This is a genomic window from Rhodococcus sp. 66b (assembly GCF_002076325.1).
Lineage (GTDB): Bacteria > Actinomycetota > Actinomycetes > Mycobacteriales > Mycobacteriaceae > Rhodococcus_F > Rhodococcus_F erythropolis.
In genome coordinates, this window is record NZ_MUZB01000007.1 from 296187 (window position 1) to 308567 (window position 12381).

The 12381-nt window shown below is 60.9% G+C and carries 14 protein-coding genes; 9 read left to right on the plus strand and 5 right to left on the minus strand.

Annotated features, from left to right (window positions below):
- Positions 1 to 12: 12 nt before the first annotated feature.
- Both B0E55_RS15695 and B0E55_RS15700 read right to left on the minus strand, forming a co-directional pair.
- Positions 13 to 1197 carry an ABC transporter substrate-binding protein gene (locus B0E55_RS15695; RefSeq protein WP_080910001.1) on the minus strand — a complete coding sequence of 395 codons (1185 nt, stop codon included), beginning with the start codon at positions 1195 to 1197 and terminating at the stop codon, positions 13 to 15.
- Between the two features lie 126 nt (positions 1198 to 1323).
- Positions 1324 to 2091 carry a TetR/AcrR family transcriptional regulator gene (locus tag B0E55_RS15700; RefSeq protein ID WP_021343386.1) on the minus strand — a complete coding sequence of 256 codons (768 nt, stop codon included), beginning with the start codon at positions 2089 to 2091 and terminating at the stop codon, positions 1324 to 1326.
- A 267-nt stretch (positions 2092 to 2358) separates the two neighbouring features.
- On the opposite strand from B0E55_RS15700, the gene urtA reads away from it, so the two are divergent.
- The 8 genes from urtA to B0E55_RS31535 all read left to right on the plus strand — a co-directional run bounded on the left by urtA (position 2359) and on the right by B0E55_RS31535 (position 8934).
- Positions 2359 to 3615 (plus strand): urea ABC transporter substrate-binding protein, encoded by a 1257-nt coding sequence (gene urtA / locus B0E55_RS15705; RefSeq protein ID WP_021343385.1) that lies wholly within the window; start codon positions 2359 to 2361, stop codon positions 3613 to 3615.
- Positions 3616 to 3669: 54 nt separating this feature from the next.
- Positions 3670 to 4554, plus strand: coding sequence for an urea ABC transporter permease subunit UrtB (gene urtB / locus B0E55_RS15710; RefSeq protein WP_003941514.1), 885 nt, complete (start codon positions 3670 to 3672; stop codon positions 4552 to 4554).
- Positions 4551 to 5657, plus strand: a complete 1107-nt coding sequence (gene urtC / locus B0E55_RS15715; RefSeq protein ID WP_080910002.1) for an urea ABC transporter permease subunit UrtC — start codon at positions 4551 to 4553, stop codon at positions 5655 to 5657. The genes urtB and urtC overlap by 4 nt, the downstream gene beginning before the upstream one ends.
- Positions 5654 to 6490 (plus strand): urea ABC transporter ATP-binding protein UrtD, encoded by an 837-nt coding sequence (gene urtD, locus B0E55_RS15720; RefSeq protein WP_019744448.1) that lies wholly within the window; start codon positions 5654 to 5656, stop codon positions 6488 to 6490. Before urtC ends, urtD begins: the two co-directional genes overlap by 4 nt.
- 3 nt (positions 6491 to 6493) lie before the next feature.
- Positions 6494 to 7186 carry an urea ABC transporter ATP-binding subunit UrtE gene (gene urtE, locus B0E55_RS15725; protein WP_003941544.1) on the plus strand — a complete coding sequence of 231 codons (693 nt, stop codon included), beginning with the start codon at positions 6494 to 6496 and terminating at the stop codon, positions 7184 to 7186.
- A 1-nt stretch (position 7187) separates the two neighbouring features.
- The gene (locus tag B0E55_RS15730) at positions 7188 to 7877 is read left to right on the plus strand and encodes a GntR family transcriptional regulator (RefSeq protein WP_020906727.1); all 690 of its coding nucleotides are present in this window, start codon (positions 7188 to 7190) and stop codon (positions 7875 to 7877) included.
- A gap of 190 nt (positions 7878 to 8067) precedes the next feature.
- The gene (locus B0E55_RS31530; RefSeq protein ID WP_198538422.1) at positions 8068 to 8598 is read left to right on the plus strand and encodes a hypothetical protein; all 531 of its coding nucleotides are present in this window, start codon (positions 8068 to 8070) and stop codon (positions 8596 to 8598) included.
- A 114-nt stretch (positions 8599 to 8712) separates the two neighbouring features.
- A complete protein-coding gene (locus B0E55_RS31535) occupies positions 8713 to 8934 on the plus strand; it encodes a hypothetical protein (protein ID WP_125461331.1) in 222 nt (73 codons plus the stop codon).
- A 352-nt stretch (positions 8935 to 9286) separates the two neighbouring features.
- Here B0E55_RS31535 and B0E55_RS15740 read toward each other — a convergent pair whose 3' ends face one another.
- From B0E55_RS15740 to B0E55_RS15750, 3 genes are read right to left on the minus strand one after another with little or no spacing between them, the layout of a single operon-like run.
- Positions 9287 to 9895 (minus strand): signal peptidase I, encoded by a 609-nt coding sequence (locus B0E55_RS15740; protein ID WP_080910004.1) that lies wholly within the window; start codon positions 9893 to 9895, stop codon positions 9287 to 9289.
- A 10-nt stretch (positions 9896 to 9905) separates the two neighbouring features.
- Complete coding sequence (locus tag B0E55_RS15745; RefSeq protein ID WP_241896075.1) at positions 9906 to 10523, minus strand: hypothetical protein; 618 nt, start codon at positions 10521 to 10523, stop codon at positions 9906 to 9908.
- A gap of 7 nt (positions 10524 to 10530) precedes the next feature.
- A complete protein-coding gene (locus B0E55_RS15750; RefSeq protein ID WP_021343380.1) occupies positions 10531 to 11160 on the minus strand; it encodes a SipW-dependent-type signal peptide-containing protein in 630 nt (209 codons plus the stop codon).
- Positions 11161 to 11387: 227 nt separating this feature from the next.
- On the opposite strand from B0E55_RS15750, the gene B0E55_RS15755 reads away from it, so the two are divergent.
- Positions 11388 to 12377, plus strand: a complete 990-nt coding sequence (locus tag B0E55_RS15755; protein WP_020906723.1) for an LLM class flavin-dependent oxidoreductase — start codon at positions 11388 to 11390, stop codon at positions 12375 to 12377.
- Positions 12378 to 12381 lie beyond the last annotated feature (4 nt).

A 12381-nucleotide genomic window follows, 5' to 3' on the forward strand; every position in this document is an offset into this window, starting at 1 on the left:
AAGGCTCCTCGGTTATCCACACGGGGGTTGGTAGGAATCCCACGGATGGGCCGGCTTGTTGTCCTCACCGAATTCGACGAGCACCAGTCCGCAGAGGCTGTCCGGAGCCAGGTGATCCTGCGAGGAGAACGACAGTGTCAATCCGTCCTGGCCGAAGCTGGCGGGAAGTCCCGAAACCTGTTGAAGAGCATCACGAACGGCCGTCCGATCTCGGTGGTCGCCGGCAATTTCGATTGCCTCGGCCAACATCATGACGGCGTCGTACGCCTGTGCGTCGTAGGCAGTCAGTTGATAATCAGGCCCCTTCACCGCCTGCACCTTGCGACGCAGTTCGGCGGTTCTCGGGTTGTTCTCACTGAGCGAGCCCATGTACACCATGCCGCTCAACGCCTTCGGGTCCGCCAAAGCCCAAGATGCGGGCTGGTTCCCGATGGAAGCGAGTGAGAAGCGTTGCGTCTGTGGGGTGATCTTCGACAGGGTGTTGTGCGCGAGGATTTCGAAGTGCCCGCCGATACTGGCGACCAGAATCGCGTCCGGTTCGGTTTCCGCGAGACGTGAGACCTGTGCGGTGATGTCCGCGGCATCGACCGGCGCCTTTTCGACGCCCGTCACTCTCGCGCACTTCTCGAGCGCCGGCCGCAGGGTCTTGATGATTCCGTCGATGGACGCACTCGCGTCACCGAGAATTCCCAGGGACTTGTACCCCATCTTCTCGAAAGCCCCGCAGTACACCTGGGCGTACTGCTTCAACGAGTTCGGAATCATGAACGAGTAGTCGTTGTCGGGCGCCGAGGCAAAGGCGTCGCTGAGAACGACCGGAGCTATCGCGGGAATCTTCGACTGCTGGAGAATCGACTTGGCCTGCAGCACCGACCCGCTGCCGGTGGCGAGGATGACCGCACTTGATCCGTGATCGACCAACTTCCGAATGATCGACGGGGTCTTGGTGGGACTGCTCTCGTCATTCTCGACAACCAATTCGACCTGCTTGCCGTTGATTCCGCCGGCCTGGTTGATCAGGTCGACAGTCATACGCACGGTCTTGCCGGCGATCGTGCTGTACGACGCACCGGGCCCGGTGGAGTCCTCGTCCAAACCGATGACGATGGTGTCTTCGGGAATGACACCGGCAGATGCGCACGCGCTCGCCCCGAGGACCACTGCCGCGCAGACGGCAATCGCCTTTCCGAGTCTCACATCAATCTCCCGTCCAAACTCTGCTTGGTAAATCAAACAAGCGCTTGATTTATGAGTGTGGACAGAAGTATGCACTGGGTCACACCGATAGTCAAAATTCGAACTACACGCGCAGGAACTGCGGTGTTACGGCTTCTGCAGCTGCCGGATCGAGGAGCTGAGTTCGCGAATGACGGACTTCAATTCGTCGACGTCCGAACGGAGTTCGGCCATTTGGGAGTCAGAGCGGAGTTCGGCAAATTCGGAGGCAGGAGATACGGTCTGCGCTTCCTTCTTCGTCGTGCGCTGCGCAATGCGTGCCACCGGCTCGCCGTCGACGGAACGTGCGGCGAAGCCGTCCAGGAATACCGAAATCAGATTGCGCTGCAGATCATCCGCCAACTCGGAAAGCTGCGGGCGATACTGCGCGACGGTGGACCAGACGGATTCACGCAGGAGACGGTGAAACTGTTCGGGATCGATGTCTTCCCGAAACTCCGCGTCGGCAATTCCGCGAGCGATAGCCGATCGCCAGTAGCTGTGTGCCTTCTGAACCAGGATGGTGATGGGCGCGTCCGCCGGTTGCGACGAAAGTATGGCTTCTCCCTGATAGACCTCCGTGGCATACGGGTGATCCACCGCCGAGGCAAAAGACACAGAGACCATCGTTGCCAGGCGATCTCGGGCCGAACCTCCCGGCTCGATCGAGTCTTCGTACCTGACGTTGAGGTCTTCGAGAAACCGGACGACGATCTCGTTGGCTATCGCATCCTTGGAGTCGAAGTAGTGGTAGAGGCTGCCGGAGAGAATCCCGACTTCGTCGGCGATGTCGCGTACCGTCGTCGCGGCGATTCCGCGCTCACTGAACAGCTTGGCCGCATGAGCGAGTATTTCGTCCCGTCGGGTCGAGCGCACGAGAAGATCCTTCCGACGTTCCGATCGTCAAGCGAGTGCTTGATCAATTTCTCGTCGATGCTAACACCGCACCCTCGCTGACCTGCGGTGTGAGGTCCTGGACATCCAATCGAAACACCGGACACACACTTGTCACCGACAGTCATTCCACCGCAACAACTTCCACCTACTCTGTGCACTCGACGAATACAGCGTTGTATACGCACTCCGGATACAGATCTGTCAGAGCCATTGTCTGCCAGAGCCATCGACACGAAAGGCCCGTACATGCGAACCTTCTCGAAGCGCACCCTTGCCGCGCCGGCCGCTCTCGCCGCGCTGGGCTTGGTTCTCACCGGCTGCGGAAGCAAGGCGACAGACACCGCATCGGGAGATTCGACGGCTACGTCGTGCGTCGACACCTCGGGGGACACGATCAAGGTCGGTTCTCTGAATTCACTCTCGGGCACCATGGCCATCAGTGAAGTGACGGTCCGCGACTCCATCTCGTTGGCGGTGCAGGAGATCAACGATTCCGGCGGTGTGCTGGGCAAGAAGATCCAGATCGTGGCAGAGGACGGCGCGTCGGAGCCGACAGTGTTCGCCGAGAAGGCCGAGAAACTGATCAGCAGCGATTGCGTCGCAGCAGTTTTCGGTGGCTGGACTTCCTCGAGCCGCAAGGCCATGCTGCCGGTGTTCGAGGACAACAACTCCCTGCTCTACTACCCGGTCCAGTACGAGGGGCTGGAAGATTCGAAGAACATCTTCTACACGGGTGCAACGACCAACCAGCAGATCATCCCGGCTCTGGATTATCTGAAGGAGAAGGGCGTCAAGTCGCTGTATCTGGTCGGCAGCGACTACGTGTTCCCGCAGACCGCCAACCGCATCATCAAGGCCTACGCGGCAGCGAACGGCATCGAGATCAAGGGCGAGGATTACACGCCATTGGGTTCGACCGACTTCTCCACCATCGTGAACAAGGTCCGCACAGCCGACGCCGACGCCGTGTTCAACACACTCAACGGTGATTCCAACGTCGCGTTCTTCCGTGAATACTCGAATGTCGGCCTGAAGCCCGCCGACATGCCCGTCGTCTCCGTCTCCATTGCGGAGGAAGAGGTCGGCGGTATCGGAGTCCAGAACGTCGAAGGCCAGCTGACGGCGTGGAACTACTACCAGACCATCGAATCCCCCGAGAACAAGAAGTTCGTCGAGGCGTACAAGGCGAAGTTCGGCCAGGACAAGCCCACGTCCGATCCGATGGAAGCGGCATACACCTCCGTCTACCTCTGGAAGAACACCGTCGAGAAGGCCAACTCGTTTGCGGTCAAGGATATTCAGGACAACGCCGACGGTGTGACCTTCCAGGCACCCGAAGGACTCGTCACCATCGACGGCGACAACCATCACATCACCAAGACTGCCCGAATCGGCGAAATCCGTTCCGACGGACTGATCTACACGGTCTGGGATTCGGGACAGCCGATCGAGCCGGATCCGTACCTGAAGAACTACCCCTGGGCCGAGGGACTCGGCAGCTGATCGACGAAAGGCGGAATTGACGGAATCGACGAGTAGAGAGGTGGAGCGTCTGTCATGGATGTTGTGATCGGACAGTTGTTCACGGGTTTGAGTATCGGATCGATTCTCCTGTTGGCAGCGTTGGGATTGTCTCTCACGTTCGGGCAGATGGGTGTCATCAACATGGCACACGGCGAGTTCATCATGGCCGGCTCGTACACCGCATACGTAGTGCAGCAGGTGATCTCGAATGCAACGGGATCTTTGATCATTTCTCTGCTCGTCGGTTTTGTCGTCGGCGGACTGATGGGTGTCGTGCTCGAAGTGGTCCTGGTATCGCGGATGTACCACCGACCCCTCGACACCCTGTTGGTGACATTCGGCGTCGGATTGATCCTTCAGCAGTTGGCGCGCGACATCTTCGGCGCGCCGGCAGTCAATGTTTCGGCGCCGAGCTGGCTTTCGGGCGGGGTCGATATTTTCGGCGCCGTGGTACCGAAAACCCGCATCTTCATTCTGGTGTTGGCGATCGCAGCGGTGATCGCGCTTTCGGTCGCACTGAAGCAGTCGTCGATGGGTCGACGCATCCGGGCCGTCGTCCAAAATCGCGATCTGGCCGAGACGAGCGGAATCTCCTCTCGTCGTACGGACATCACGACCTTCTTCCTCGGTTCCGGGCTCGCCGGCGTCGCGGGTGTCGCGTTGACGCTCATCGGTTCCACCAGCCCGACCATCGGCCAGTCGTATCTGATCGACGCCTTCCTGGTTGTTGTCGTCGGCGGTCTCGGTCAGATGAAGGGAGCCGTGATCGCAGCCTTCGCCCTCGGCATCTTGAATTCGTTCATCGAGTACTCGACGACGGCATCGATCGCGAAGGTGATCGTGTTCGTCATCATCGTCGTCTTCCTTCAAGTTCGGCCGCAGGGCCTGTTCGCAGTCAAGACGAGGAGCCTCGTATGAGCATCCTGAACAATTCCCGAATTCGGGTGTGGGGCGGTTTTGCACTTGCCGCGATCGTGCTGTTCGCCATCGCTCCGGCTGTGCTCTCGGACTTCAGGCTGTCACTGTTGGCCAAATTCCTGTGCTTCGCCATAGTCGCTGTCGGCATCGGCTTGGCTTGGGGCAGAGGCGGAATGCTCACGCTCGGCCAGGGCGTCTTCTTCGGAATCGGCGCATACGTGATGGCGATGCACCTCAAGATCGCCGATGCCGAACTCAAGGGCGACGCGGTCCCGGACTTCATGTCCATCGCCGGCAAAACAGAACTTCCGGGATACTGGCAACCGTTCGCCTCGCCATTCGTGGCGATCTTCGCCATCCTTTTCCTGCCTGGCGCTGTTGCCTTTCTCCTCGGACTCGGTGTGTTCAAGCGGAGAGTCAAGGGCGCGTACTTCGCGATCCTCTCGCAAGCACTCGCCGCGGCTTTCGCGATCCTCTTGATCGGCCAGCAGTCGATCGGTGGCAGCAACGGCCTCAACCGCTTTCGCACGTTCTTCGGTTTCAACCTCAACGATCCGGCGAACAAGCAGATGTTGTTCTTCATCGCCGCCGGAGTTCTTCTCGCATCGGTCGCTCTGATTCGCCAGCTGATGAACTCCCGATACGGCGAACTCCTCGTCGCCGTCCGCGATCAAGAGGAGCGCGTACGTTTCCTCGGATACGATCCGGCGAACATCAAACTGGTCGCCTACGTGACCGCGGCGTTCCTCGCCGGTATCGCCGGTGCGCTGTTCGTTCCGATCGTGGGCATCATCTCCCCCGCCGACGTCGGGATCGTTCCGTCAATCGCCTTCCTCATCGGGGTCGCGATCGGTGGCCGCGCAACGCTTCTGGGTCCGGTACTCGGTGCGATCGGCGTCGCTTGGGCGCAGTCGACATTCTCGGAGAAACTCCCTTCGGGATGGATCTACGCACAAGGGTTGATGTTCATCGTCGTGGTCGGGTTCTTCCCGGCAGGTGTGGCCGGATTGTTCGCCCTGATGCGCCACCGCAAGAAGCGTGAGACCCTGGCCGACCCGCCGGTCAAGGTCTCCCAACCCGAACCAGTGGAGGTGTCGTCATGACCAACACAACCGCCACCAGCGAACCCACACCGGCACTGGGCGGCAACGCCGGAATGTCGTCCGAGTACCTCGAAGTACGGAACCTTTCGGTCAGCTTCGACGGTTTCAAGGCCGTCGACGGCGTCGACTTGACCCTCATGCAGGGCGACCTCAGGTTTCTCATCGGCCCGAACGGGGCTGGAAAGACAACGCTGGTCGACGCCATCACCGGACTCGTTCCCGCGACGGGTTCGATCACGAAGTCCGGCGAGCAACTACTCGGCAAGAAGGTTCACAAGATCGCCCGCCTCGGCGTCGGGCGAACCTTCCAGACGGCAAGCGTCTTCGAAGAACTCTCGGTGCTGCAGAATCTCGACATCGCGGCGGGAGCCGGTCGCTCGGCGTGGAACCTGCTCCGAAGGCGCAAAGGTGTGCTCCCCGAGATCGAGGAGGCTCTGGAGACAACCGGCTTGGAGCACCTCAGAGACACTCCCGCGGGCATTCTGGCGCACGGGCAGAAACAGTGGCTCGAAATCGGAATGTTGTTGGTGCAGAACTGTTCCGTGCTACTACTCGACGAGCCCGTCGCTGGGATGAGCCTGGAGGAGCGCGAGGAGACCGGAAACCTTCTGCGTCGCATCGGCGGTGCACGAACCGTCGTCGTGGTCGAGCACGACATGGACTTCATGCGATCGTTCGCCACGTCCGTCACAGTGCTCGCCGCTGGGAAAGTACTCGCCGAAGGAACTGTGGCGGAGGTTCAAGCCGACCCCAAGGTGCAAGAGGTCTATCTCGGCACAGCCGCTGCCGGAACCGATCTCGGCGCCGACACCGAACCGACCCCGGAGGACTGAATCATGCTCGAGCTCGTCGACATCCGCGCCGGCTACGGACGCACCGAAGTAATCCACGGCGTATCCTTACTGGTTCCCAGTGACGGGGTTGCGGCAGTCATGGGTCACAACGGTGCAGGCAAGACCACCTTGCTGCGCGCCGCCGTCGGTCTGATCAAACCCACACGCGGAAAGGTACTTCTGAACGGAGAGGACATCACCGGACTACGACCGAGCGCCCGCGTCGCTCGCGGACTTGCCTACGTACCGCAGGGTCAGCAGTCGTTCGGACAACTGACAACTGCCGAGAATCTTCGGGTGGTCGCCGACGGGCGCAAACGCGGAAAGGCACTCATCGCAGAGGCATTGGATCTGTTTCCCGCCCTCACCACACTCCTCGACCGTCGCGCAGGACTTCTCTCCGGTGGGCAGCGACAACAACTTGCCATCGCCCGCGCCTTGATCACCGAGCCCAAGATCCTCATCCTCGACGAACCAACCGAGGGCATTCAGCCCAACGTGGTCGCCGAAATCGAAAGAACCGTCATGGAACTCACCGAGCGCGGCGATCTCGGTGTCCTCCTTGTCGAGCAGCACATCGGTTTCGCGCTCCAATCTGCTCAGCATTACAGCATTCTCGCGGCCGGACACGTGACCTCGACCGGTGAGGGCGGCACCACGTCCACCGAGGCGGTTCGTCGAGCGATGGCAATCTGACATGAGTGTGCGGCCGCCGCTGCGCGAACAGGTTTACCGGTCGATCCGAAATGATCTGATGTCCGGTCAGATCGCGCCCTCGGAACGACTGGGCGAGGAACGCCTGGCCCATCTCTACGGTGTCTCGCGAACACCGGTGCGCGAAGCGCTCGCAAAGTTGGAATCCGACGGGCTGGTCGAGCGCGACGAACATGGACTCTTTCCGTACCGACCGCACCTCGACGAGTTGGGTGGACTCTACGAGCTGCGCATACTCCTCGAGGTGCACGGGCTTCGTCGGGTACTCGACGGTGAGGCCCCCGCTCATGATCGAGACGCGCTCGGTTCCGAACTCGACAAGTGGTACGCATTTCTCAAACAGATGCCCGTACCGGACGCCGGTTTCGTGACGCTCGACGAGGAGTTCCACATCGCGCTCCTCGCCTCGTCCGGAAACCACGCGTTGGTCGACGCCTTGCAGGCCGTCAACTCGAAGCTGCGCCCCGTGCGGATGTTCGACTACCTGACTCCCGACCGTATGAAGGCCACCGTGGAGGAACATATCTCCGTCGTCGAACTGGTTCTGGACGGCAAGATTCCGCAAGCCCACGAGGCGCTGGTATCGCACATCGACATCTCTCGTGCGGTTGTCCTCGACCGTGCTCGTCAGGCCCTCTCGTTGGCCGCCATGGCCAATGCCGTGCGTAACTGATCAGCGTCGTGTCGCTGAGTTCAGGGTGACGACTCCGGTGACGTGGTCTCTCGTCAGGGGGATCCTGAGGTACTCCCCCGGTGCGGTTGGCTTCGGGCCGAGTTCAGAACCGGGGACCGTACCCGTTGTGCCGTCCGAGCATTCGACTGCAACTTCGCTCGTGTAGTCCGCATCAGGCGCAACGTCGCAGGTGAGTCCGTCATCCGTGGTGAAGGCGGAGATACTCGAACCGACGGGCCCCTGGATTACTGTCCCGATTGGGTCCGCCGGAGCCGGTGTACTCGTGGTTGGTGTAGCCGTCGTTGTCGGCGTTGCTGTCGATGTCGGCGTTGCTGTCGATGTCGGGATTACTGTCGGTGTCGGCACAGACGCGGTGGTCGTCATCCCTGCAGTGTTCTCAGCTGCCGTGGTCTCAGCTGCTGTGGTCTCAGCTGCTGTGGTCGAAGAAGTCGTCGATGATGGGGGTTCGCTCACCGAAGTAGGCGTCGGGCTGACCGCACGCGCAGCAAATCCGGTTGGGAGGCTCAGCGGCGTGACCGGGTATGTCGCGTTGCCAATTCCGCATTGGGCCGTTACAAGATTGAACGTCACGTTTGTGGTGCCCAGTATCTGCGCCCCCAGAATCGCAAAAGCTGCCATCGAAAGACTTACGCTCAGCGTCGATTGCGCCGTTGTTGCCGTAGACGTTCGCGTGCTCACGAGCTTGATGTTCGTGTATTGAATCGTCGCCAAGCCAGCGGCGTTCACAGTGGCGTCCGCCCCTGTCACCGTCACCGATGCGTTCTCGGCAGGCTGTGGAATCGTGAGGACGCGAGATCCCACCGTCACCTGATTCGTGGGGCTACTCGCCGATACCGATGCCCTGTTCGAGGTATCGCACGCAGCCCCTGCCGTAATCGGCGATGCCACAGTGACTATCGGCGCACTGACCAGATCAATCCCCAGTAGGGACAGCAAGTTCACTGTCACGGTCATCGAGGTGAGTGTCGACGTCGCATCGGTATCCGAAACAATTGCCGACTGGCAGCGGCCGCTCGCAGGCTGCCCGACCGAGTAGGCAGCGCACGACGAGATCGATCCGGTCCGGGACAACGAGTTGACGCCCAGCAGCTTTGCAACCACAAGATTGGTTGTGTCCAGGTCCTTTCCAATCGTGTTCTGTTGTGAGACACCTTCGAACATCGAACTGCCGAAAAGATCTATCACGATTCCGCCACTGGACAACCCGAGCCCGCCGGCGCCTCTGCCGTACCCACTCGTCGTCCATGAACCGGTGGAAATCGGACCGGTCACGTATTCGGAGTCTGTCCACGCCGCTTCGGTCTCTCCGAACAGTGGGTGAGACGAGAAACCGGAGCCCAGAACAACCGCAACTGCCAATACGATGACTGAGAACAGGTGGCGACGCTTCATTGCCTCCCGCCGTCCGGCGGTAGAAGAACCTGAATGGGTTCGGTTTTCGGGTCGGCCAATTCGGCATCATCGTCGTCATCGGTATTGCGCGGCCAGAATACCGCAACCACCAAAGCGGCCATGGTCAGCGTGATCGCCCCCAGAACAAGAGGATTCGAGAAGTAGACGATCACCCGCGCCAATCCCGGAACGTGCCAGAGCACCTTTCGGACCGTGGTGACCTCGTATACCGCGGGATCAGCCGAAGCGTTGGCATCACCCTTGAGATCGAGAATCGTGATGCCGTTGTCCTGGGTACGAGCAGAGACGACCCGGTGGGTCACCGGCAGTTCGGACACTCCCCGATCGACGGTGACGACGTCGCCAACCTCGACGGAATCCGCCGGTACTTCACGCACTACGGCGAGCGAACCCGTCGGAATGGTCGGCGACATCGAACCCGTCTTGAACATGATCAGTGTGATGTCGAAGGCGAAGGCACAGATCACCAAAGCGATACAAACAACCCCACCGGCAGCGAGAACCTGAAGGATGCAGTCCCCGATGATCGTCAGGGCCGAACGCTTCTTCGTCCGGGCATGTGTTGCCCGGGCACGTATTGGCATTGCAGCTCCTTCAGGGTGTTGCACTGAACTGCCAAGTGGGAGTTGCCGTTTTACCGATCAACGCCGAGTTACTCCAATTAGCCGAGGTTCCGGGCAGCGAAATCTCGAAGCACAGCGCCACCGCTCCCCCTGGCGACGCTCCACCGGTGGGTAGCGCGATGGCCCCGACTGCGGAACCAGTTGAGAGCGACGGAAACACCGTCGCACTTCCCACCACGAATTGTGGTGTTCCCGTGGAGAAGGCTGACGCATCACAGGTCGTCGACTTGACCACCCGATACCGAAGCGCCGACGCCAGAGTGGAGTCGCCGGCAACCGTGGCCGCCTGCAGAGTGACGGATGCTGCCGGCGAGACCGGCACTGTTCGAAGAGATATCGGGCCGTACGAGAACGCACCGGGGCGAATCAGGAGCGCCGAGGGTGTGTACGTGAAAATGCCAGGGGCACTGGATGCATGCGACGACCATCCACCGCCGACGTTCGACTCGATTCCGAAGGTTCCGGTGCGAAACGATGCATCGCCCATCGTGCTGTCCACCCAACTGGCAGCCACGGTGGTTGCACCGATACCCAGGACGAGTCCCGAGGCCGCCAGTGCGTACACCTGACGCATTCGCCGTGTGACCACGCAGGCGTCAGGGGGTGGACTGGCCGGTGAACTGCCAGAGCAAGCGCCCGGTGTCCTTGCCCGACACGATCGAGGGGTCGACTCCGGCGGGCAGCGTGACCGCGAAGCACAGTTCGACCGGCACACCCGTGCCTAGCAAGGTGACATCCGAACCCGAACCTGCCGTCAAGGCCACCGGACTAGCTGTCGTGCCCACCCATGCTGTGCCTGCTCCAATTCCCGCCGCCGTGCAGGCCGTGGAGGAGACACCTCGATACACCGAGTACCGCAGGGCGGGTTTGAGATCGGCATCACCGCCCGTCGCACCGAGTAGTTGTACCGTCGCGCCGAAAGTGCTGGCCGTGGGACCGATCCGTAGCGCTACCGGCGCATATACCGTCGTTCCGGGTGCGAGTGTGTTGAATCCCGTGCTGAATTGGAAGTGGCCGGCGGAAGCGTCGACTTGATACTCACCCCAGGTCGTCAGTCCGTCGAAACTGCCCTGGAGATTCCAACTTCCCGTCTTGAACTGCGCGTCGCCGAAAACATTGTCTGTCCACGCTGCCAAGGTGACAGCGGCGCCGATACCGAGGACAAGTCCTCCGGCTAGTAATGCACGTACTTTGCGCTTGTTTACAGCCTTCCGATCAGTGGCCATGCTGGTCTCGATTCACTTGGAATGCGAAAGAACCTCCGATTCGGGAAATCTAGCCCCCACTTTCACCCGAAATATCCGAAATGACCGAAATTGAGACAAAGACTTGACGCCTTCTCCTCCTCGCCGCCATCCGTGGGCGTTGACCAGGGGGAAATAGGAAAGCCGGCCAGATGGTTGCACCTTCCAACGACGCTTGCGTTCTATTCGCTGAGAAAGGCTCCACCTCCATGGCCGTACCACTTTCCATCCTCGACCTCGCCCACATCGGGGACGACGAAACCGCCAAAGACAGCTTCGACGCCAGCGTGACCTTGGCGCAGCGTGCCGAGGAGTGGGGCTACAAGCGAATCTGGTACGCCGAGCACCACAACATGGGTTCCATCGCGTCTTCGGCAACCAGCGTTCTGATCAGCCACGTCGCCGCGAACACCAGCAAAATCCGCCTCGGCGCCGGTGGAATCATGCTGCCCAACCACGCACCGCTGACGATCGCCGAGCAGTTCGGCACCCTCGAGACTTTGCACCCCGGTCGAATCGATCTCGGTCTCGGCCGCGCGCCCGGTAGTGATCAGAAGACGATGCAGGCTTTGCGACGCGACCCGAGTTCTTCGGACAGCTTCCCGCAGGACGTACTCGAGCTTCAGGGCTACCTCGGCGACACTTCGCGCGTCCCCGGAATCAATGCCGTTCCCGGTAAGGGCACTCACGTTCCGCTCTACATTCTCGGATCGTCACTGTTCGGCGCCAAGCTCGCCGCGATGCTCGGCCTGCCGTATGCATTTGCCTCGCACTTCGCCCCCAACGCCCTGCGCGACGCCGTCGCAATCTACCGACGCGAGTTCAAGCCGTCGGAGCAGTTGGCGGAGCCGTACGTCATCGCCGGCGTCAACGTCATCGCCGCCGACACCCATGAGCAGGCTCAGCAGGACTTCCTCGCAGCCAAGCGTTCGCGCGTCAGTCTTCTTCTCGGGCGTGGACGCAAATTCACGGACGACGAAGCGGACATGCTGCTCGACTCCCCCGCCGGTCAGCAGGTTCTGCAAATGACCAAGTACAGCGCCATCGGCACGCCCGCCGAGGTGCGTGCGTACCTCGACGAATTCACCGAGCATGCGCAGGCCGACGAGCTGATCACGGTGTCGACCGGCACCAACCGCGAGGCATGGTTGCGCACGTTCGAACTCCTCGCCGACGTGAGCGATCTGGTGCCCGCCTAAGCTG

Bases quoted from the DNA above. Each gene is read 5' to 3' on its own strand.
- urtA (WP_021343385.1), top strand. From the start codon at position 2,359: ATGCGAACCTTCTCGAAGCGCACCCTTGCCGCGCCGGCCGCTCTCGCC.
- urtB (WP_003941514.1), top strand. From the start codon at position 3,670: ATGGATGTTGTGATCGGACAGTTGTTCACGGGTTTGAGTATCGGATCG.
- urtC (WP_080910002.1), top strand. From the start codon at position 4,551: ATGAGCATCCTGAACAATTCCCGAATTCGGGTGTGGGGCGGTTTTGCA.
- urtD (WP_019744448.1), top strand. From the start codon at position 5,654: ATGACCAACACAACCGCCACCAGCGAACCCACACCGGCACTGGGCGGC.
- urtE (WP_003941544.1), top strand. From the start codon at position 6,494: ATGCTCGAGCTCGTCGACATCCGCGCCGGCTACGGACGCACCGAAGTA.
- B0E55_RS15730 (WP_020906727.1), top strand. From the start codon at position 7,188: ATGAGTGTGCGGCCGCCGCTGCGCGAACAGGTTTACCGGTCGATCCGA.
- B0E55_RS15740 (WP_080910004.1), bottom strand. From the start codon at position 9,895: ATGCCAATACGTGCCCGGGCAACACATGCCCGGACGAAGAAGCGTTCG.
- B0E55_RS15750 (WP_021343380.1), bottom strand. From the start codon at position 11,160: ATGGCCACTGATCGGAAGGCTGTAAACAAGCGCAAAGTACGTGCATTA.
- B0E55_RS15755 (WP_020906723.1), top strand. From the start codon at position 11,388: ATGGCCGTACCACTTTCCATCCTCGACCTCGCCCACATCGGGGACGAC.